The sequence below is a fragment of the Microbacterium sp. Se63.02b genome, assembly GCF_014171575.1.
GTDB lineage: Bacteria > Actinomycetota > Actinomycetes > Actinomycetales > Microbacteriaceae > Microbacterium.
This window is the reverse complement of sequence record NZ_CP050453.1, coordinates 3,733,924-3,752,604: the sequence shown is the minus strand read 5'-3', so window position 1 is coordinate 3,752,604 and position 18,681 is coordinate 3,733,924. Positions and strand designations below refer to the sequence as shown.

The following is an 18,681-nucleotide window of genomic DNA, read 5'->3' as shown; positions in this document are numbered from 1 at the left end:
CATGAGCACAGCACGGCGGGCGTCATTCGGCGCTCTCACCGCCACGGGCGTCGCATTGGCGCTCGTCATCACCGGTTGTTCCGCACCCGCGTCCGACCCGAAGCCGGCGGAGGGCGCCGCAGGCGGCGACCTCGTCATCGGCGTGACCAGTGACCCCGACACCCTGTTCCCGTGGAAGGCCACGCAGTTCCAGGCCGTCAACGTGCTGCAGAACCTGTACGGCACGCTGACCGAGTTCGACGAGGAGCTCAACGTCGTTCCCGGTCTCGCCGAGTCGTGGGACGTCTCCGACGACGGTCTGACCGTGACCTTCCACCTCCGCGAGGGCGTGACGTTCGCCGACGGCAGCGCGTTCGACTCCGAGGACGTCAAGTACTCGCTCGACGCGATCGCCGCCGAGGCCACCGCCGCCGTCGCGAGCAGCTCGCTCGCCTCGGTCACCGCAGTCGAGGCCACCGACGCGACGACCGTGACCCTCGCGCTGAGCGCCCCCGACGCCGCGCTCCCCGCCAACCTCGCCGTGATCAACATGGCGATGCTGTCTTCCGACGACACCGAAGAGGCGCTGAACACCACGCCGAACGGCACCGGCCCCTTCATCCTCGACGACCGCAAGGCCAGCCAGTCGATCACCCTCGCCAAGAACGAGGACTACTGGGGCGACGCCGCACTGCTCGACACTGTGGAGTTCCGGGTGATCCCCGACGAGTCGTCGATCGTCTCGGCCATGCAGTCGGGCAACGTGCAGCTGGCCGTGTTCGACGACCCGCTGGTCGCGCAGACCGCCGAGGGTGCGAACGTCGAGGTCGCGACCACCCCGCAGCTCAGCTACCACGCGCTGCAGCTGAACGCCACGCGCGGAGACCTGACCGACGTCAACGTCCGCCTCGCGATCCAGTGCGCCATCGACCGCCAGGAGGTGCTCGACACCGCAGCGCTCGGCGAGGGCGAGGTCACCGGACCCATCACCTCCCCGGCCTACAAGTCCGACCCCGACGCGCGCCCCTGCCCCGAGCGCGACCTCGACAAGGCCGCCGACTACCTGAAGAAGGCGGGCAAGGAAGACGGCGTCACGATCAAGACGATCGTGTCGCAGGGCGAGTACGCCACCTCGGTGAACGAGGCCCAGAACCTCAAGGCGCAGCTCGCCGACGCGGGCATCACCCTCGAGCTCGAGGTCCTCGAGTCCGGCGCGTTCGTCGACCGCTGGATCGCCGCCGACTTCGACGCCGCCGTGGCGCTCAACGGCGGTCGGCCCGACCCCGACGGCATGTACGGGCGCTACTTCACCAGCACCGGAAACCTGAACAAGGTCGCCGGCTACTCGTCGCCCGAGCTCGACGCGCTGTTCGCCGAGGGACGCCAGACGGCCGACCCCGACAAGCGCAAGGACATCTACGCGCAGGTCTCCGAGAACCTCGAGGACAACGCGGCGTGGATCTGGCTGTTCACGAGCTACACGTACACCGCGACGGCGTCGAACGTCGACGGCTTCGTCCCGATGGTGAACGGCTCGCTGCAGTACCTGCGGACCACCTCCATCAAGTAGCGGATCGAGGGGGTGCGGGCACCCCGCACCCCCTCGTTCCCCGACGACAGGCACCACACACTCGCATGTTCAGACAGCTCCTCCGCAACAGCGTGCTGCGACGCATCCTCGCAGCACTCGGCACGCTCCTCGGCGTCGCCATCTTCGTCTTCCTGATGCTGCGCGCCATCCCCGGCGACCAGATCAGCTCCGGTCTCGGTACCGAGGCGGCAGCGCTCACCCCCGCCCAGCGTGCGGCCCTCGAGGCGTACTACGGCCTCGACCAGCCCCTCTTCGTGCAGTTCTTCTCCTGGCTGGGCAACATCTTCACGGGAAACCTCGGCTTCTCCTCCCGCGCGCAGACGAGCGTGCTCGACCTGACGCTCGCCGCCCTCCCCGTCACGTTCGAGCTCGCGATCTTCTCGATCGTGATCGCGCTCGCGATCGGCATCCCGCTCGGCATGCTCTCCGCCTCGAAGCCCGACTCGGTCCGCGACGGCGTCGGCCAGGTGGTCGGACTCGCCGGCCTCTCGATCCCCGCGTTCCTCCTCGGCACCGCGCTGCTGGCGGTTCTCGCCTCGTCGTTCGGGTTCAACCCGAACGGTCAGGGGTACGTCACCCTGTTCGAGGACCCGCTGCTGAACCTGCAGCAGATGCTGCTGCCGTCGATCGTGCTCGGCTTCGGCATCGCCGCGCCCATCATGCGCACGACCCGCACCGCGGTGCTGGAGATCCGCGCCAACGACTTCATCCGCACCGCGAAGGCCAAGGGCGTCCCGCCTCGCCGCCTGCAGGTGCGCCATGTGCTGGGCAACGCGCTCGTGCCCATCGTCACGATGACCGGCTTGCAGTTCGGTTACCTGCTCGGCGGCGCCGTCGTGGTGGAGCAGATCTTCTCGCTCCCCGGCATCGGACGACAGGTCCTGCTGGGCATCCAGCAGAAGGAGTACGCGCTCGTGCAGAGCACCGTCCTCGTGATCGCGCTCGCCTTCGTCATCGTCAATCTGCTCACCGACCTGCTGTACCGGGTCATCGATCCTCGGGTGCGTGCCGCATGACCGACATCTCTCAGACCCCGACCATCGCCCCCGGCGGTGGGCGCACCATGGAGCGCGTGCGCCTCCTGCTGCGCAGCCGCAGCGGCCTCGCCGGCCTCATCATCGTGATCCTGCTCGGGGTGCTCAGCCTCATCTCGGCGTTCGGGCTGCTGCCGTTCGATCCGCTCGCCCAGGACCCGCCGTCACGCCTCCAGCCGCCGTCGGGCGTGCACTGGTTCGGCACCGATCAGTTCGGCCGCGACGTCTTCTCGCGCGTGGCCGCCGGTGTCGCGAACTCCGCGCTGATCTCGCTCGTCGCGGTCGCGTTCGCCACCGTCGTCGGCACCGTCTGCGGACTCATCGCCGGCTTCTACCGCGGTATCTCCGACGGTGCGATCACCGCGGTCACGAATGTGCTGTTCGCCTTCCCGCCTCTGCTGCTCGCCCTGTCGCTGGCCTCGGTCTTCGACCGGAACTGGTTCACGATCGCCGTCGCGATCGCGATCGTCTACGTGCCGATCTTCATCCGCGTCACCCGCGGGCCCGTGCTGTCGCTGCGCGAGGTGGAGTACGTCAAGGCCGCCAAGAGCACGGGGCAGAGTCGCATGGCGACCATGTTCCGGCATGTGCTGCCGAACATCACGTCGATCATCATCGTGCAGGTCACGTTGTCGCTGTCGTGGGCCGTGCTCACCGAGGCCTCGCTGAGCTTCCTCGGCCTCGGCACCCCTCCGCCCGCGCCGTCGCTCGGCTCGATGATCTTCGAGGCGCGCACCCTCGTGACGATCGCGCCATGGACCATGATCGCGCCCGGCGTGATCGTGGTGCTCCTCGTGGTCGGCTTGAACCTGCTCGGTGACGGCCTGCGCGACAGTCTCGACCCCCGGAACAGAGGAAAGCGATGACCATGGAGGATCTCGGCGGACTCGCCACGGAGTCCAGCGACCCCCGGTACGCCCGTCTCGACCAGATGAGCGTCGCCGAACTCGCGCAGACCATGAACGAGGCGGATGCCACGGTGCCGGCCGCCGTGCAGCGCGCACTGCCGCAGATCGTCCCGGCGATCGAGGCGACCGCCGCGCGTATGGCGCAGGGCGGGCGCCTGGTCTACGTCGGCGCGGGAACGCCCGGACGTATCGGCGTGCTCGACGCCTCGGAGTGCCCTCCCACGTTCAGCACCCCGCCGGAACTGGTGTTCGCGATCATGGCCGGCGGGCCTGGCGCGATCGTGAACCCGGTCGAGGGTGCGGAAGACGACGCGGACGCGGGGGCCGCAGCCATCGACGACGCGGGGATCGGACCACTCGACACCGTGATCGGGATCGCCTCGAGCGGACGCACGCCGTACGTGATCGCGGCGGTCCGCCGGGCGCGCGAGCTCGGCGCGCTCAGCATCGGGCTCTCCTGCAACGTCGGCACCGCGCTCAGTGCGGCCGCGGAGCACGGGATCGAGGTCGAGGTCGGCCCCGAGGTGCTGTCCGGGTCGACGCGCCTCAAGTCGGGCACGGCGCAGAAGCTCGTGCTCAACATGTTCTCGACCATCTTGATGGTGCGGGGCGGCAAGGCCTACGGCAACCTGATGGTCGACGTGAAGGCGACGAACCACAAGCTCCGTGAGCGCGCCATCCGGATGGTGCAGACCATCGCGGATGCCGACCGCGACGCGGCGGTGGCTGCGCTGGAGACGGCCGCTTACGACGTGAAGCTCGCGTCGATCATGATCCGCCGCGGTGAGGACCTCGCCGCGGCCACCACTCGACTCGACGCGGCCGGTGGTCGGCTGCGCGCCGCTCTGGAGGAGAACTGATGCGCGTCCTCGGACTGATCTCCGGCACCTCGCACGACGGGATCGACGCGGCCGTCGTCGACTTCGCGACCAGCGGGGGCTTCACCGCACACGGTGTCGACCTGCGCGGCACGGTCCTCGCGGCGACGAGCGTGCCGTACGCTCCCGAGCTGCGGGCTCGGCTGGTCGCCGCACTGCCGCCCGCGCAGACGACGCTCGCGGAGGTGGCCGAGCTCGACACCCTCATCGGGCAGGCGTTCGCCGAGGTCGCGGCCGACATCGCGGCAGAGGTCGGCGGTGTCGACGCGGTGTGCTCGCACGGACAGACCGTGTACCACTGGGTCGACGGCGCACATGCGCTCGGCACCCTGCAGATCGGGCAGCCGGCGTGGATCGCCGAGAAGGTCGGCGCGCCCGTGGTGTCCGACATCCGCATCCGCGACATCACCGTGGGTGGGCACGGCGCCCCCTCGTGTCGTTCCTCGACGAGCTGCTTCTCCGCGGGCGTGCCGGAGTCACGGCGGCGTTGAACCTCGGCGGCATCTCGAACATGACCGTCGTGCGCGAGGACGGCCTGGTCGCGTACGACATCGGCCCCGCGAACGCGCTGGTCGATGCGGTCATCGTCGAACACGACCTCAACCCGCTCGGCTACGACGACGATGCCGCGATCGCCCGCACCGGCACGGTCGACGAGGCGCTGCTCGATGCGCTCCTCGACGACCCGTACTACGCCCTCACCCCGCCCAAGAGCACCGGCAAGGAGCACTTCCACCTCGGCTACGTGCACGAGCACCTCGCCGCGCAGGGGCGGGAGATCGCGGTCGCCGATGTCGTGCGCACGCTCACCGAGCTCACGGTGCGCACGGTTGCGCGAGACGTGGACGCCGCGAGCATCGGATTCCTCGCCGTGTCAGGTGGCGGATGCCGCAACCCGCTGATCCTCGACGGGCTCCGTGCCGCGCTCCCCGCGACCGAGGTCGTGCTGGCCGACGAGCTGGGGGCTCCGGCCGACAGCAAGGAAGCCATCCTCCTGGCGCTGATCGGCTGGTCCACGATGCACGGCGTTCCCGCGATCGTCCCCGGCGGCACCGGAGCGCGCGAGCCACGCATCCTCGGAACCATCACCCCGGGTGCCGGTCCGCTGCAGATGCCGGAGCCGGTCGCCTCGGTCGACTCACTCGTGCTCACGGAGGCCGCGGCATCGTGAACCTCCAGGTGCGCCGCGCCACCCCGGACGACCTGTCCGGGGTGCTCGAGGTGTTCCTCGCGTGCTGGCGTGAGAGCTACCGAGGTGTGCTGCCGGATGCGGCCGTCGAGGCGATGACGGACGAACGCGCCGAGACGCTGTGGCGTCGGGTGCTGACCTCTTCCGACGGGACGGTGCTCGTCGCGGAACGGGACGGCGTGATCGTCGGGATCACCCGGTATGCGTCGACCGACGGCGCGGAGGGCGGCATCGACGGTGCCGTGCACTCGCTCTACGTCTCGCCACGAGCGCACGGCGGCGGTATCGGCGGCGCGCTGCTGTCGCGTGCGACCGAGGCGCTGCGCGAGGTCGGAGCCGGCGCCGCGACGCTCTGGGTGTTCGCGGCCAACCTGCCATCGATCGGCTTCTACGAGGCCAAGGGCTGGCACCCCGACGGGGCGACCCGCACGCAGCCGGAGTTCGGTGAACCCGAGCAGCGCATGCGCAAGGAGTGGGCATGAGCGCCGGGGAGCGCCGTCGCGGCCGTCGCCGCCGTCCTGGCGAGCACCTCCGCGCCCCGAGGTGCCGTCGCGGGAGTGGTGACCACGGCCGGACGCGACCTCGCAGCCGGCGGCTTCGCCGACCTCGCGGGAACGCCGATGACCACCGCGACCGCGTTCGACATCGCCTCGGTGTCGAAGGTCGCGGCGACCACGACCGTGATCCTGCGGCTGGTCAGCCGTGGGGACCTCGACTTCGACGATCCGGTCGAGCGCTTCCTGCCCGGCACCCCGTGCGCGGCGGGGACGACCGTGCGTCACCTGCTGCAGCATCGTGCGGGGCTCTGGGAGTGGCAGCCGCTGTACCTCGACCGCGAGCACCTCGATCCGGCCGACGCGATCGACGCGGTCCCGCTGCGCTACGGGCTCGATGAGGGGCGCCACTACTCCGACCTCGGCTTCATGCTCCTCGGCCGCATCATCGCGGTCGTCACCGGAACACCCCTGGACGCTGCCGTCCGCGAGCTCGTCACGGCACCCTCGGGCTCGCCCGCACCGGGTACGGTCCGGTCGCCCGGCCTGTGGCGTCCTCCGGCATCGGTGACGCGGCCGAACGTCGGATGGTCGCGACGGGCGAGCCGTACCCGATCCTCACGGCCGACCGCGACTTCGCCTGGCGTGAGGGCGAGGTCACCGGAAGCGTGAACGACGGCAACTGCTTCCACGCGCTCGGCGGCGTCTCCGGTCATGCGGGACTCTTCAGCACCGCCGACGACCTGCTCACCCTCGGCGCCGCGCTCGCCGCCCCCGAAACACACCCCGAGCTGTGGCGCTCGGAGGTCGTGGCGGAGCTTTTCCGCGACGGGCCCGACGCGGGGCAGGCCCTCGGGTGGCGCAGCGACAGCGTCGCCGTCGCCGGTCGGCAGACTCGGCTGCTCTGGCACCCCGGCTACACCGGCTGCGCCCTCGGCATCGTCCAGGGCACCGGTACCGCCGCCGTCCTGCTGACCAACCGCCTCTTCGCGCCCGAACCCGCGCCGACCGAGGCGCTGTGGCGCACGGCGCTGCCCGCACTCCTGGGCGGCGCCCCGACATCCGCCGGTGACCAGGCACTCCGTGACAATGAAGGAACGAGAACATCATGAGCACCACCGAGCCCGTGCTGAGCATCAGCGGCCTCGCCGTCGCCTTCCGGACCGGTTCCGAGCTGGTCACGGCGATCAGTGACATCACCATCGACGTCGCCGCGGGCGAGACCGTCGCGATCGTGGGGGGAGTCGGGGTCGGGCAAGTCGACCACGGCGGCGGCGGTCAACCGACTGCTGCCCGAGAACGGCGTGATCACCGCCGGCAGCATCCGCTTCGACGGGCGCGAGCTGACCGAGCTCCCGGAGAACGCCATGGTCTCGCTGCGCGGGGCGGGGATCGGTCTCGTGCCGCAAGACCCGATGTCGAACCTCAACCCGCTCATGCGCGTGGGTGAGCAAATCGGCGAGGCGCTCGAGGTGCACGGCCACACCCACGGCGACGCCACGAAGGCGCGGGTCGTCGAGCTGTTGGAGATGGTGGGGATCGCGGATGCCGCGCAGCGGGCGCACCAGTACCCGCACGAGTTCTCCGGCGGTATGCGCCAGCGCGTGCTGATCGCGATGGGCCTCGCCTGCAAGCCGCGCCTGCTGATCGCCGACGAGCCCACCTCGGCCCTCGACGTGACCGTGCAGCGGCGCATCCTCGACCAGCTCGACGCGCTCACCGACGAACTCGGCACCGCGGTCTTCCTCATCACCCACGACCTGGCGCTCGCCGCAGAGCGCGCCGACCGCATCGTGGTGATGTTCCGCGGTCACATCGTCGAGGAGGGCACGTCGGCCGAGGTTCTCGGCAATCCGCAGCACGAGTACACGAAGCAGCTGCTCGCCGCCGCGCCGAGCCTCGCCTCGCGCCGGGACGCCCTCCCGCAGCGCGAGGCAGCGACCGGGACGCCGTTCGTGGAGATCCGCGACCTGCGCAAGGAGTTCGCCCTCCGCGCACCCAAGGCGGGGGAGCCCCAGACATTCACGGCCGTCGACGGAGTGAGCTTCGAGATCCGCCGGGGGACCACGGTGTCGATCGTCGGCGAGTCGGGTTCGGGCAAGTCCACGACGGCGAACATGGTGCTCGGTCTCGAAGACGCCACCTCGGGCTCGATCCTCTTCGACGGCGTCGACCTGACCACGCTCCGCCGCAAGGAGCTGTTCGCCCTGCGTCGCCGCGTGCAGCCGGTGTTCCAGAACCCGTACGCATCGCTCGACCCGCGTTACACGGTCGAGCAGTCGATCACCGAACCTCTGCGCGTGCACCGCATCGGCTCCACGGCGACACGACGCTCGCGGGTGCTCGAGCTTCTGGAGCAGGTCGCGCTGCCTGCGGCGATGGCCGAGCGACTTCCTCATGAGCTGTCGGGAGGGCAGCGTCAGCGTGTGGCGATCGCCCGCGCGCTCGCGCTCGAGCCCGAACTCGTGGTGCTCGACGAGGCGGTGTCCGCGCTCGACGTGCTGGTGCAGGCGCAGATCCTCGACCTGCTCGCCGACCTGCAGCGCCGTCTGGGCCTGAGCTACCTGTTCATCAGCCACGACCTCGCCGTCGTGCGCATGATCTCCGACGAGGTGCACGTCATGCAGCGCGGCGTCGTGGTCGAGAGCGGCACCCCCGAGCGCATCTTCGACGACCCGCAGCATCCGTACACGCGGGAGCTGCTCGCCGCGATCCCCGGGGCGTCACTCGCGGGCTAACGCCGTCGGTCGTCGTCGTCCCAGGGGCCTTCCCACCAGCCCGCACGCCCGTCGCCCGCACCCTCGTCCGGTCCGCGGCGACGGCGGGACCGCACGAACTGCACGATGAACACGGTCAGCGAGCTGAGCAGGATCAGGAACATCACCAGGAACAGCAGGTCGCTCTGGCTCATGGGCGCTTCCCTTCCGCGGCATCCGCCACGATCTTCGCGACGCGGGCCGCTCTGGTCTCCGCCCGCTTGGCCATCGCGATCTGGGTGAGTCCGAACTTCTTGACCGACTTCGGAAAAGCGTCCCAGTTCTCACGTGCGGCGGGCACGGCATCGAGGGCGGTCGTCAGCTCCTCCGGTTCGATGCCGGCCTCCGGCCCGTCGAGCACCGTCCAGGAGCCGTTCGCCTTCGCGGCCTCGAGCGCGCGGATGCCGGCCGGAGCCAGCGACCCTTCCGCCGCGAGTTCCGCGATGCGGGCCTTGTTCGTCGCGGCCCAACCGCTGCCCGGTCGGCGCGGGGAGAACCACTGTCCGTTGGCGCGCTCGTCCGTCCCGTCGCCGAACACCCGCACCGGGCCGTCGATCCATCCGAAGCACAGCGCCTGCCGCACGGCATCCTCGTAGCCGACCCCGTCGGAGGCGCCGCGCACGCTGAGCAGCCAGACACCCGCCGCCCGTTCGTGATTCGCCTCGAGCCAGGCGCGCCAGGCCGTGGCATCCGCCGCCCGGAGTCGTTCGCCGTCGTCGAGTGCGCCCACGGCCTACTTCTTCGTCTTCACCGTCGTGATCGTCTCGGTGATCCGCGGCAGCAGGTCGGCCACCGACTGCACGATCTCGTCGGGGCGGAACGGGTACTTCTCGATCTCGGCCTGGTCGCTGATGCCGGTGAGCACGAGCACGGTGTGCAGGCCCGCCTCGATGCCGGCCACGACGTCGGTGTCCATGCGGTCGCCGATCATGCCGGTGCGCTTCGAGTGCGCGCCGATCTTGTTCAGCGCCGAGCGGAACATCATCGGATTCGGCTTGCCCACCACATACGGCTCCTTGCCCGTGGCCTTCGTGATGAGGGCGGCGATGGCGCCGGTCGCCGGCAGTGGTCCGTCGGTGCTCGGGCCCGTGGCGTCCGGGTTCGTGACGATGAAGCGCGCCCCGCCGATGATGAGGCGGATCGCTTTGGTGATCGCCTCGAACGAGTAGTTGCGCGTCTCGCCGACGACCACGAAGTCGGGGTTCGTCTCGGTCATGATGAAGCCCGCGTCGTGCAGAGCCGTGAGGATGCCGGCCTCGCCGATCACGAAGGCCGAACCGCCGGGCAGCTGCTGCTTCAGGAAGTCGGCCGTCGCGAGAGCCGAGGTCCAGATGCGCTCCTCCGGCACGTGCAGTCCGCTGATGCGGAGGCGTGCCGACAGATCGCGCGCCGTGAAGATCGAGTTGTTGGTGAGCACCAGATAGGGGATGCCCGCGCTCTCCCACCCGGCGAGCAGCTCGGACGCTCCGGGGATGGCGTCGTTCTCATGGACGAGCACGCCGTCCATGTCGGTGAGCCAGCATTCGATGTCGTCTCGTTGTGCCATGTGCACAGCCTAGAGGCCGGGGGTGACGCGCGCCTGACCGTGTCGCGCCCGACCGTGATGCGCCCGTCAGGCGCTGAGCCAGACGACCTGAGCTGCGCCATCCGGCAGCGCTGTCGCGACACCGCCGACCTCGACGCCGGATGCCGTCACCGTCACGGTCGACGAGACCGCGAGGCCGAGGGTGTCGAGCGCCCGCAGCAGTTCGGGGTCGCGGTCGTCCACGCGCAGAACGTGGCCGGTGTGCCCGACCGGCGCATCGGCGAGCAGGACGAAGGGTTCGCGCTCGATGCGGCCGTCGGCGTCGGGGATCGCATCGCCGTGCGGGTCGAAGCGGGGGCGTCCGAGCCGGACGTCGATGCCCTCGAGCAGGCGGTCGCTGATTGTGTGCTCGAGTACCTCGGCCTCGTCGTGCACCTCGTCCCACCCGTAGTCGAACTCCTGCACCAGCCACGTCTCGATCAGGCGATGCCGGCGCACCATCGCGAGGGCGCGAGCCGTGCCGGCATCCGTCAACCGCACCGCGCCGTAGGGCACGTGCGAGACGAGGCCTGCGGCGGCGAGCTTCTTCACCATCTCGGTCACCGACGACGGGGCGATCCCGAGCTTGGCGGCGAGCACCGAGGGAGTGATCGGCGCGTCCTGCCACTCGGTGTGCGCGTAGACGGTCTTCAGGTAGTCGTCAGCTGCCGGGGATGCCACCTGACCAGCCTACGTGGTGTGCTCGCGGGCCCACGCGGGGGACCCGAGGGTCGGATCAGTTCGTCGCGGCGGCGAGCATGCCGTACGCAGCCTGACCGGCGAAGAACAGCACGAGGAAGCCGAGGAGAGCTGCGGCCAGCGAGAGCCGGCCGTCGAACCCCTCGATCTCGGCGATCCCGACCTTGCGGGCGCGGAAGGCGAGCACGAGGGTGGCGACGCCCAGCGCGAGCTGCACCCACGGGCTGCCTGCGCCGATGACCTTCGGGAACGCGACGAGAAGGCCGCCGATCACGCCGGTCGCGAGGCCGATCCAGGTGAGGATGCGGACGTTGCGGCGGGCGCTCTCGGCAGACATGTGTCGAGCCTATCCGGGCTCAGGCGCCGGTCAGCACCAGCCAGAGCAGCGCTCCGTTCAGAGCGATCAGGAGCACGGATGCGAGCACCCCGGCTGCGGTGGTCCCGCGGCGGTTGACCCACGGGCCGAGGGTCCGGCGCTGGGCGGTGAGCACGACCAGGGGGATCAGGGCGAAGGGGATGCCGAACGACAGCACCACCTGGCTGAGCACCAGCGCGAGCGTCGGATCGAACCCGATGCCCAGGATGACGAGCGCGGGGATCAGGGTGACCAGTCGTCGGGCGAGCAGCGGTATGCGCACGTGCAGGAGTCCATGCATGATCTCGGCACCGGCGTAGGCGCCGACCGAGGTCGATGCAAGGCCGGAGGCGAGCAGCCCGACGGCGAAGAACGTCGCGACGACGGGCCCGAGCCCGGCAGCGAGGGCGGCGTGCGCGCCCTCGAGCGAGTCGGTGCCCTCGACGCCGGCGAGATTGGCCGCGGCGAGCAGGAGGATGCAGAGGTTGACGCTGCCGGCGATCACCATCGCGATCGACACGTCCCATCGCGTGGCCGTGAGCAGGCGGCGGATGCGCGACGTGTCGGTGCGTGCCGCCTCGTCGCCGAGGTGAGCGGTGGTGGCGCCGAACCGATCGCGGGCGAGTGAGGAGTGTGCGTAGATCGCATGCGGCATGATCGTCGCGCCCAGGATGGAGGCGGCCAGCAGGACCGAACCGGTGTCTTCGAAGCGAGGCACCATCCCGCCGAGCACTCCTGCCGGGTCGGGCGGAGCCACGAACACTCCGGCGACGAAGCCGATCGTGATCACGGCCATCAACCCGATGATCACGAACTCGAACGGACGCGCGCCGCGACGGCTCTGCACGGCGAGCAGGACCATCGAGACCGCGCCGGTGATGAGACCGCCCAGGAGCAGGGGGACGTCGAACAGCAGGTTCAGGGCGACCGCGCCGCCGATGACCTCAGCCAGGTCGGTGGCCATCGCCACGAGCTCGGCCTGCAGCCAGTATGCGCGGCGTGCCCACGGGCGTGTCAGTCGTGCACCCAGGACCTCGGGAAGGCTCTGCCCGGTGACGACGCCGAGCTTCGCGGAAAGGTACTGGATCAGCCATGCCATCACGTTTCCCGCGAGGACCACCCACACCAGCAGGTACCCGTACTGCGCGCCCGCGGTCATGTTGCTGGCGACGTTGCCGGGGTCGAGATAGGCGACGCCGGCCACGAGCGCCGGTCCGAGCAGCCACAGGCTGCGCGGGGCGCCGGCAGGACCGGCGGCCCGGGTCGTCAGCGGAAGCGCGTTATTTTTAGGCACACCGAAACCGTACCGTATTTTTCGGTGTACCTAAATATCCCCAGGCCGCCTCCTTCCGGTGCGGCCTGCGGGAGTCGCGGCGATAGCCTGGCGGGATGGATGACGCCGCACCGGAGAGCCGGAACACCGAGCCGCGGGAAGAGCCGGCCGTCGGATCCACCGCCCAGCCCGGCTACGGCGTGGGGCCATGGCCCGGAGGTGAGGAGGCCTGGCCCGAGGGGGAGCAGTACGACCCTGAGCTCCTCGCGGCCGGTGACACCCGCAACGTGATCGACCGCTACCGCTACTGGCGGATGGAGGCGATCGTCGCCGACCTCGACACGCAGCGGCATCCGTTCCACGTCGCGATCGAGAACTGGCAGCACGACATGAACATCGGGTCGATCGTGCGCAGCGCCAACGCGTTCCTCGCCGACACCGTCCACATCATCGGGCGTCGCCGGTGGAACAAGCGCGGCGCCATGGTCACCGACCGCTACCAGCACGTCGTGCACCACGACGACGTCGAGACGTTCGCCGCGTGGGCCGCCACTGAGGGCCTTCCGATCATCGCGGTCGACAACGTCGAGGGCGCCGTACCGGTCGACAGGGCCGATCTTCCGCAGCGGTGCGTGCTGCTGTTCGGCCAGGAGGGGCCTGGGCTGTCGGCAGAGGCGCTCGCCGCCGCGTCTGCTCACATCGAGATCACCCAGTACGGATCGACGCGCTCGATCAACGCGAGTGCCGCAGCCGCCGTGATCATGTACGAGTGGTGTCGACGGTACGCCGGCTGAGCGACCGGACCCCTCGACAGCCACGGGTCCTCGGCGTAGCGTGAGTGCCGATCGAGGAGGCCGACATGGCAGGCGTCACACCCATCCGTCCCTATCTCTGGTTCGTCGACCGGGCGCAGGAGGCGATGGAGTACTACGTCTCGGTGTTCCCGAACTCGTCGATCGACCAGGTGACCCGCTACCCGGACGAGAACCTCAGCGAGCATTTCGAGGGGATGTCGGGGAAGGTCATCAACGGCGAGTTCACCTTGAACGGCACGCGGTTCGGCTGCATCGACGGCGGCCCGGCATTCACCTTCAACGAGGCGGTGTCGTTCATGATCGAGTGCGCCGACCAGGACGAGATCGACCACTACTGGAATGCGCTGTCGGCGGTTCCGGAAGCCGAGGCGTGCGGTTGGTGCAAGGACCGGTTCGGCGTCAGCTGGCAGGTCGTCCCCGCAGGTCTCGACCTCCTGCAGCAGCGGCCGGAGCAGATCCAGGCGCTCATGCACATGAAGAAGATCGTGATCGCGGAACTCGAGATCGCCTGAGTTCAGCCGCGGTCGATACCGAAGATGTGGCGATAGATCGCACTGACATCGCGATCGAGATGATCGATGCGCTCGTGCATCGCCCGGATCTCGGTGTGCACGCCGGCGAACTCGCTGGCCGACTCCGTCCGCACGCTCGCGAATTCGTTGCGCATCTCGGTGCGCACCCCGTCGAATCCGTTCTGCATCGTGCGCAGGAACATCGTCGACATGAGTGTGAGCGTGCCGAACATCCCCGCGGCGAAGACGCCGATCAGGGTCCAGACCTGTGGTTCCGTCATCCCCAGCATCCCTTCAGTGTCTCTCGATCATCGTCGAGGACGCCAGGGGCGGCGGGGGTAGTATTCCGCGGGAACCGGCGGGTGTGAAGAAGTCGTTCTGATCAGAATCGGTGCAGAGACACTCAGCCCAGACGCGCCGTGATCGTGATGTCGTCGTCGATCGTGACGCGCACGTCGTGCAGGCGCGGAGCCGAGCTCCCGAGGCCGAGGATCTCGTTCAGGTCGTGGGAGCGGCCGATCTCGGCCCGGATGGGCTTGCGTGCCGCGCGAAGTGCGAGCGCGATCACCGGATTGCCGCTGGACACGCGGATGTCCCGCACCGTGATGACACCGTCGGGGCGGAGGCCGACACGGACCGTCGCGCGGGCCGACGCGGGAAGGACCCGCCAGCGCACGCCTGCCGCGACGTCGACGCGGATGCCGTCGGCACCGTCCTGCGCCACGTGCGCCCTGACGCGTCGGAGGCGCATTCCGCCCGCCTGCACCGCCGGACGGAGGACCCTCGTCAGCAACGGAGTCAGATCGGCGGCGCCCAGAGAGGCGAGGAGGGAGCCGCGCATCCCGGCGCCCTCTTCGACGACCTCGATGCCGAAGCGGCTCTCGGGGCGGCCCGCCACAGCAGGTTCGGCGTAGACGAGCCATTCGACGGGGGTGTCGTGCACCTGGGCATCGATCGTGAGAGGGACGCCCTCGATGCGCACGGGCCGTGCGGTCACGCGCAGCGTGCGCGCGGTGCCCCGGCGTCGATGCACGACGGCGGGGGTCTCCGAGGGCGTCGTCGCGGCGGCGGACGACGCCGTCCCGTTCTTCGGGGCACGCACGCGCAGCTCGACATCACTCGCATCGAGCGTCAGGTGCTCGAGGTCGTCGCCGGCCACCTCGCACGAGACCCGCACGTCGGCGAGCCCGCGCACCTCCAACTCCGCTTCCTCGGGACGGAGAGAGGCCCGCACCCATCGCGTGACCGTGGCGGCGTCTCCCGGCCACTCCTGCGCAGGGGTCATGCGGGTGCTCCCAGCCAGCGTCCCGAGCGCACCCGCCAGCCCAGAGTGGCCAGCCGAGCGAGCAGATACACGCCGAAGAATGCGACCGCGAGCCAGACGAGACCGGCACCGCCGTCGACGCCGGTCGCGGCGATGATCCACAGCGCGGGAAGGAACGGCACCAGGTTGAGGCCGCCGGCGATCGCCAGGTATCGAGCGTCGTTCGCGCCCATCAGCACCCCGTCGAGCACGAAGACGACGCCGGCTATCGGCTGGGCGACCGCCAGCACGAGCAGTGCCGGCTGCACGAGCGTCGCGATCTCGGCGTCACCCGTGAAGATGATCCCGAGAAGCCCGGACAGCGCAGCGATGATCGCGCCGACGATAACGCCGAACCAGGCGCCCCACGCGACCGTGCGAGCGAGCACCCGGTGCACCTGCTGCTCGTCGCCGGCACCCAGTTCCTTCCCGATGAGAGCCTGCGCGGCGATCGCGAGAGCGTCGAGCGCGAAGGCCGCGGCCGAGAAGATCGTGAACACGATCTGCCACCCCGCGAGTTCATCGGTGCCGATGCCGGTGGCCACGCCCACGGTCGCGAGCAGAGCGACGCGCAGGCTCACGGTGCGCAGGAACAGCCAGCCACCCGATGTGGCGGTGCTGCGGATCCCGGCGCGCTGCGCACGAAGCGAGGCGCTGTGGCGCGTGGCGAGGCGGCGGATCACCAGCGCGTAGGCCGCGACCATGCCCCACTGCGCCGTCACCGTTCCGGCGGCGGATCCGGCGATGCCCCAGCCGAGTCCGTAGATGAACAGCCAGTTGAGCAGGGCGTTGGCGCCGAAGCCGAGTCCGGCGATCCAGAGCGGCGTCATCGTGTCCTGCATGCCGCGCAGCAGACCGGTCGCCGCGAAGACGATGAGCATGGCAGGCAGGCCCCACATCGAGATGACGAGATACTCGTTGGCCTGGGCGGCCACCGCCTCGCTCGCACCGAAGAGCGAGACGAGCCAGGGGAGGAGACGGCGCCGATCGCGGCGAGCACGGCGCCGAGGCCGAGCGCCAGCCACATCCCGTTGACGCCGACCGACACCGCGGCACCCGGCTCGCCTGCGCCGAACCGTCTGGCGACCGCCGGAGTCGTCGAGTAGGCGAGGAAGACCATCAGTCCGACGATCGTCTGCAGCACCGCCCCCGCGATGCCGAGGCCCGCGAGCGGAGTCGTGCCGAGATGTCCGACGAGCGCGGCATCCACGATGAGGAACGCGGGTTCGGCGATGAGCGCGCCGAGCGCGGGAACCGCCAGACGCAGAATCTCTCGATTGAGGGAGGTGCGCGCGGTCATCCTCCGAGCCTATGACCTGGGGCCGACCTCGTCGGTCCTGCACTGCCGGCGTCGTCGATCCTGCACTGCCGGCGTCGTCGTAGGGTGGAGAAGAGCTCGGATGCCACGGAGGTGCATCATGACGGACCCCAGGGACGCCGCAGCACGGTATCTCGCGAACCGGCGGAGCGGCGACAGCGCGGACGGCGACAGTGCGGTCGGCGACGAGGAGACGGGCGTCGCGCCGGGGATCGCGGCGGCTGTCGATCGCGCCGCCTTCATCGAGACCGCCATCCAGGTGGCGATCCGCCGCGGCGACTTCGACGACCTGCCAGGCGCAGGCAAGCCTCTGGAAGGACTGGGCACCCACCACGACCCGGATTGGTGGATCCGCCGCAAGATCGAGACCGAGAACCTGACCGGTCTCGGACCGCCCGCCATCCTGCTGCGTGCGGAGGATCGGGAGCTGAACGACCAACTCGACCTGCTCGGACGCGAGTCGGACGTGCGAGACGTGCTGGAGGACTTCAATCGGCGGGTGCGCGAGGCGCGCCGCCAGCTCCAGGGCGGCCCGCCCGTCGTGACGGCTCCTCGTGACGTCGACGCCGAAGTGGCGGCCTGGGCGGCGCGCCGCGCAGGACGGTCCGTGTCGGCACCCGAGCCGCGCCCGCCGCGACGTCGTCTGTTCCGCCGCGGGTGACGCGCGGCGTCGCGAACCGCGATCTGTTCGCCTAGAGGTAGGACCTCCAGTCTTTGTAACCACCGTGTTACGAAGTGCATGTGACTCTCGACGGCGCATTTCGGCGTCCCTATAGTCGGAGAGGTAAGAGGTCCGACCACTGGAGACACATGCAAGAGCCAAGCGGCAACTATCGCGGATACACCTCCTTCGACTATCTGGAGCCGCACGTCGACTACCGCGTCTTCGCCCTGGCGCAGGAGTTCGGCCGCGTTCCGGCGTATGAGCTCGGGCTCGACCCCGATCAGGTGCAGCGGGTCGCCCGCCTTCTCTCCGACGAGCATGCGATCTCACTGCATGAGCACCCCAAGATCCTCACGGCCGACCCGCATCAACTGCGTGAGTACAACCACACGGGGCGCAACGCCATGGGGTTCGCCGGACTCGCGCGATCGGGCATGTCCGCCTTCTTCGACAACTTCATGAACGGCACCAATTGCGTCACGAGTGAGAACGGGTGGAAGTGGAACGACGTCGTGTTCGACATCGGCCTGCGCTTCGCCGACGTCGCGCAGCAGGATCACGTCGTCGTCGCCCGGACCGTCGCCGACCTGGAGAACGCGAAGGCCGCAGGTCGGATCGCCCTCGTCGCGGGGCTCGAAGCCGCTACCGCGATCGAGAACGAGCTCGACCGACTCGACATCCTCTACGGTCTCGGGATCCGCCAGATCGGCATCGCCTACTCCATGGCGAACCAGCTCGGCTCCGGACTCGCAGAGCCCCAGGACGGCGGGATCACGAGCTTCGGACGTCGAGCCGTCGAGCGCATGAACCGACTCGGTCTCGCCATCGACATCTCCCATTCCTCCGACCGCACCAGCATGGACGTGATCGACGAGTCGTCCGTGCCGGTGTTCATCACGCACGCCGGTGCGCGCAGCGTCTGGCCGACCAACCGGATGAAGCCCGACGAGGTCATCATCGCGTGTGCCGAACGGGGCGGAGTGATCGGCATCGAAGCCGCCCCGCACACGACGCTCTCCGCCGAGCACCCCGAGCATTCGCTGGAGTCGGTGATGGATCACTTCCGCTACTGCGTCGACCTGGTCGGCATCGACCACGTGGCCTTCGGCCCCGACACGAACTTCGGAGACCACGTCGGGCTCCACGATTCCTTCTCCGGCCACCTGACCATCAGTCAGGCACACGGACACGTGGAGCATCCGCGCGTCTCTCACGTCGCGGGCCTGGAGAACCCCGCGGAGAACTTCACGAACATCGTCGGCTGGCTCGTCAAAAACGGGTACGGCGACGAGGACATCCGCAAAGTCATCGGCACGAACATTCTGCGAGTTCTGAAAGAGGTCTGGTAA

Annotated in this window: 21 protein-coding genes and 2 pseudogenes; 14 read left to right on the top strand and 9 right to left on the bottom strand. The window is 69.6% G+C overall.

Annotated features, from left to right (window positions below; genetic code table 11):
• The first annotated feature begins 1 nt into the window (after position 1).
• From G4G29_RS18760 to G4G29_RS18720, 10 genes and pseudogenes are all read left to right on the top strand, one after another.
• Positions 2-1,549 (top strand): ABC transporter substrate-binding protein, encoded by a 1,548-nt coding sequence (locus G4G29_RS18760; RefSeq protein ID WP_183151172.1) that lies wholly within the window; start codon positions 2-4, stop codon positions 1,547-1,549.
• Positions 1,550-1,614: 65 nt separating this feature from the next.
• Positions 1,615-2,586 carry an ABC transporter permease gene (locus tag G4G29_RS18755; protein ID WP_183151171.1) on the top strand — a complete coding sequence of 324 codons (972 nt, stop codon included), beginning with the start codon at positions 1,615-1,617 and terminating at the stop codon, positions 2,584-2,586.
• Complete coding sequence (locus tag G4G29_RS18750; protein WP_183151170.1) at positions 2,583-3,470, top strand: ABC transporter permease; 888 nt, start codon at positions 2,583-2,585, stop codon at positions 3,468-3,470. The genes G4G29_RS18755 and G4G29_RS18750 overlap by 4 nt, the downstream gene beginning before the upstream one ends.
• The gene (murQ, locus tag G4G29_RS18745; RefSeq protein ID WP_183151169.1) at positions 3,467-4,372 is read left to right on the top strand and encodes an N-acetylmuramic acid 6-phosphate etherase; all 906 of its coding nucleotides are present in this window, start codon (positions 3,467-3,469) and stop codon (positions 4,370-4,372) included. Before G4G29_RS18750 ends, murQ begins: the two co-directional genes overlap by 4 nt.
• Positions 4,372-4,881, top strand: a complete 510-nt coding sequence (locus G4G29_RS23015; RefSeq protein ID WP_244632197.1) for an anhydro-N-acetylmuramic acid kinase — start codon at positions 4,372-4,374, stop codon at positions 4,879-4,881. Before murQ ends, G4G29_RS23015 begins: the two co-directional genes overlap by 1 nt.
• Positions 4,824-5,561, top strand: coding sequence for an anhydro-N-acetylmuramic acid kinase (locus G4G29_RS23010; protein ID WP_244632196.1), 738 nt, complete (start codon positions 4,824-4,826; stop codon positions 5,559-5,561). The genes G4G29_RS23015 and G4G29_RS23010 overlap by 58 nt, the downstream gene beginning before the upstream one ends.
• Positions 5,558-6,061, top strand: coding sequence for a GNAT family N-acetyltransferase (locus G4G29_RS18735; RefSeq protein WP_183151168.1), 504 nt, complete (start codon positions 5,558-5,560; stop codon positions 6,059-6,061). Before G4G29_RS23010 ends, G4G29_RS18735 begins: the two co-directional genes overlap by 4 nt.
• Positions 6,062-6,097: 36 nt before the next feature.
• The gene (locus G4G29_RS18730; protein WP_274601253.1) at positions 6,098-6,745 is read left to right on the top strand and encodes a serine hydrolase domain-containing protein; all 648 of its coding nucleotides are present in this window, start codon (positions 6,098-6,100) and stop codon (positions 6,743-6,745) included.
• Positions 6,637-7,185, top strand: coding sequence for a serine hydrolase (locus tag G4G29_RS18725; RefSeq protein WP_345941190.1), 549 nt, complete (start codon positions 6,637-6,639; stop codon positions 7,183-7,185). The genes G4G29_RS18730 and G4G29_RS18725 overlap by 109 nt, the downstream gene beginning before the upstream one ends.
• Positions 7,182-8,811 (top strand): annotated as a pseudogene (locus tag G4G29_RS18720) (ABC transporter ATP-binding protein). The gene G4G29_RS18725 and the pseudogene G4G29_RS18720 overlap by 4 nt, the downstream one beginning before the upstream one ends.
• Here the strand turns inward: G4G29_RS18720 and G4G29_RS18715 are convergent.
• The 6 genes from G4G29_RS18715 to G4G29_RS18690 all read right to left on the bottom strand — a co-directional run bounded on the left by G4G29_RS18715 (position 8,808) and on the right by G4G29_RS18690 (position 12,717).
• Positions 8,808-8,984: a hypothetical protein gene (locus G4G29_RS18715; protein WP_183151165.1), complete on the bottom strand. Its 177-nt coding sequence runs from the start codon at positions 8,982-8,984 to the stop codon at positions 8,808-8,810. The pseudogene G4G29_RS18720 and the gene G4G29_RS18715 sit on opposite strands and share 4 nt — an antisense overlap.
• Positions 8,981-9,559, bottom strand: coding sequence for a YdeI/OmpD-associated family protein (locus tag G4G29_RS18710; RefSeq protein ID WP_183151164.1), 579 nt, complete (start codon positions 9,557-9,559; stop codon positions 8,981-8,983). Before G4G29_RS18710 ends, G4G29_RS18715 begins: the two co-directional genes overlap by 4 nt.
• Before the next feature lie 3 nt (positions 9,560-9,562).
• Positions 9,563-10,375, bottom strand: coding sequence for an HAD-IIA family hydrolase (locus tag G4G29_RS18705; protein ID WP_021198233.1), 813 nt, complete (start codon positions 10,373-10,375; stop codon positions 9,563-9,565).
• 66 nt (positions 10,376-10,441) lie between these two features.
• Positions 10,442-11,074 (bottom strand): metal-dependent transcriptional regulator, encoded by a 633-nt coding sequence (locus G4G29_RS18700; protein WP_183151163.1) that lies wholly within the window; start codon positions 11,072-11,074, stop codon positions 10,442-10,444.
• Between the two features lie 55 nt (positions 11,075-11,129).
• Complete coding sequence (locus G4G29_RS18695; RefSeq protein ID WP_183151162.1) at positions 11,130-11,429, bottom strand: hypothetical protein; 300 nt, start codon at positions 11,427-11,429, stop codon at positions 11,130-11,132.
• Between the two features lie 19 nt (positions 11,430-11,448).
• The gene (locus G4G29_RS18690; protein ID WP_183152895.1) at positions 11,449-12,717 is read right to left on the bottom strand and encodes an Nramp family divalent metal transporter; all 1,269 of its coding nucleotides are present in this window, start codon (positions 12,715-12,717) and stop codon (positions 11,449-11,451) included.
• Positions 12,718-12,836: 119 nt separating this feature from the next.
• On the opposite strand from G4G29_RS18690, the gene G4G29_RS18685 reads away from it, so the two are divergent.
• Together G4G29_RS18685 and G4G29_RS18680 are read left to right on the top strand one after the other, a co-directional pair.
• Positions 12,837-13,514, top strand: coding sequence for a TrmH family RNA methyltransferase (locus G4G29_RS18685; protein ID WP_183151161.1), 678 nt, complete (start codon positions 12,837-12,839; stop codon positions 13,512-13,514).
• Between the two features lie 65 nt (positions 13,515-13,579).
• Positions 13,580-14,047 (top strand): VOC family protein, encoded by a 468-nt coding sequence (locus G4G29_RS18680; RefSeq protein ID WP_183151160.1) that lies wholly within the window; start codon positions 13,580-13,582, stop codon positions 14,045-14,047.
• A 2-nt stretch (positions 14,048-14,049) separates the two neighbouring features.
• Here the strand turns inward: G4G29_RS18680 and G4G29_RS18675 are convergent, their stop codons facing one another.
• The 3 genes and pseudogenes from G4G29_RS18675 to G4G29_RS18665 all read right to left on the bottom strand — a co-directional run bounded on the left by G4G29_RS18675 (position 14,050) and on the right by G4G29_RS18665 (position 16,650).
• A complete protein-coding gene (locus G4G29_RS18675) occupies positions 14,050-14,328 on the bottom strand; it encodes a hypothetical protein (RefSeq protein WP_183151159.1) in 279 nt (92 codons plus the stop codon).
• A gap of 122 nt (positions 14,329-14,450) precedes the next feature.
• Complete coding sequence (locus tag G4G29_RS18670) at positions 14,451-15,332, bottom strand: hypothetical protein (protein ID WP_183151158.1); 882 nt, start codon at positions 15,330-15,332, stop codon at positions 14,451-14,453.
• A pseudogene (locus G4G29_RS18665) lies at positions 15,329-16,650 on the bottom strand (MATE family efflux transporter). Before G4G29_RS18665 ends, G4G29_RS18670 begins: the two are co-directional and overlap by 4 nt.
• 118 nt (positions 16,651-16,768) lie before the next feature.
• On the opposite strand from G4G29_RS18665, the gene G4G29_RS18660 reads away from it, so the two are divergent.
• Together G4G29_RS18660 and G4G29_RS18655 are read left to right on the top strand one after the other, a co-directional pair.
• Positions 16,769-17,329, top strand: a complete 561-nt coding sequence (locus G4G29_RS18660) for a DUF1992 domain-containing protein (protein ID WP_183151157.1) — start codon at positions 16,769-16,771, stop codon at positions 17,327-17,329.
• 149 nt (positions 17,330-17,478) lie between these two features.
• Positions 17,479-18,681 (top strand): membrane dipeptidase, encoded by a 1,203-nt coding sequence (locus tag G4G29_RS18655; RefSeq protein ID WP_183151156.1) that lies wholly within the window; start codon positions 17,479-17,481, stop codon positions 18,679-18,681.

Bases quoted from the DNA above. Each gene is read 5' to 3' on its own strand.
- G4G29_RS18660 (WP_183151157.1), top strand. From the start codon at position 16,769: ATGACGGACCCCAGGGACGCCGCAGCACGGTATCTCGCGAACCGGCGG.
- G4G29_RS18705 (WP_021198233.1), bottom strand. From the start codon at position 10,375: ATGGCACAACGAGACGACATCGAATGCTGGCTCACCGACATGGACGGC.
- G4G29_RS18695 (WP_183151162.1), bottom strand. From the start codon at position 11,429: ATGTCTGCCGAGAGCGCCCGCCGCAACGTCCGCATCCTCACCTGGATC.
- G4G29_RS23015 (WP_244632197.1), top strand. From the start codon at position 4,372: ATGCGCGTCCTCGGACTGATCTCCGGCACCTCGCACGACGGGATCGAC.
- G4G29_RS18685 (WP_183151161.1), top strand. From the start codon at position 12,837: ATGGATGACGCCGCACCGGAGAGCCGGAACACCGAGCCGCGGGAAGAG.
- G4G29_RS18760 (WP_183151172.1), top strand. From the start codon at position 2: ATGAGCACAGCACGGCGGGCGTCATTCGGCGCTCTCACCGCCACGGGC.
- G4G29_RS18755 (WP_183151171.1), top strand. From the start codon at position 1,615: ATGTTCAGACAGCTCCTCCGCAACAGCGTGCTGCGACGCATCCTCGCA.
- G4G29_RS18675 (WP_183151159.1), bottom strand. From the start codon at position 14,328: ATGACGGAACCACAGGTCTGGACCCTGATCGGCGTCTTCGCCGCGGGG.
- murQ (WP_183151169.1), top strand. From the start codon at position 3,467: ATGACCATGGAGGATCTCGGCGGACTCGCCACGGAGTCCAGCGACCCC.
- G4G29_RS18750 (WP_183151170.1), top strand. From the start codon at position 2,583: ATGACCGACATCTCTCAGACCCCGACCATCGCCCCCGGCGGTGGGCGC.
- G4G29_RS18670 (WP_183151158.1), bottom strand. From the start codon at position 15,332: ATGACCCCTGCGCAGGAGTGGCCGGGAGACGCCGCCACGGTCACGCGA.
- G4G29_RS18715 (WP_183151165.1), bottom strand. From the start codon at position 8,984: ATGAGCCAGAGCGACCTGCTGTTCCTGGTGATGTTCCTGATCCTGCTC.
- G4G29_RS18655 (WP_183151156.1), top strand. From the start codon at position 17,479: ATGCAAGAGCCAAGCGGCAACTATCGCGGATACACCTCCTTCGACTAT.
- G4G29_RS18680 (WP_183151160.1), top strand. From the start codon at position 13,580: ATGGCAGGCGTCACACCCATCCGTCCCTATCTCTGGTTCGTCGACCGG.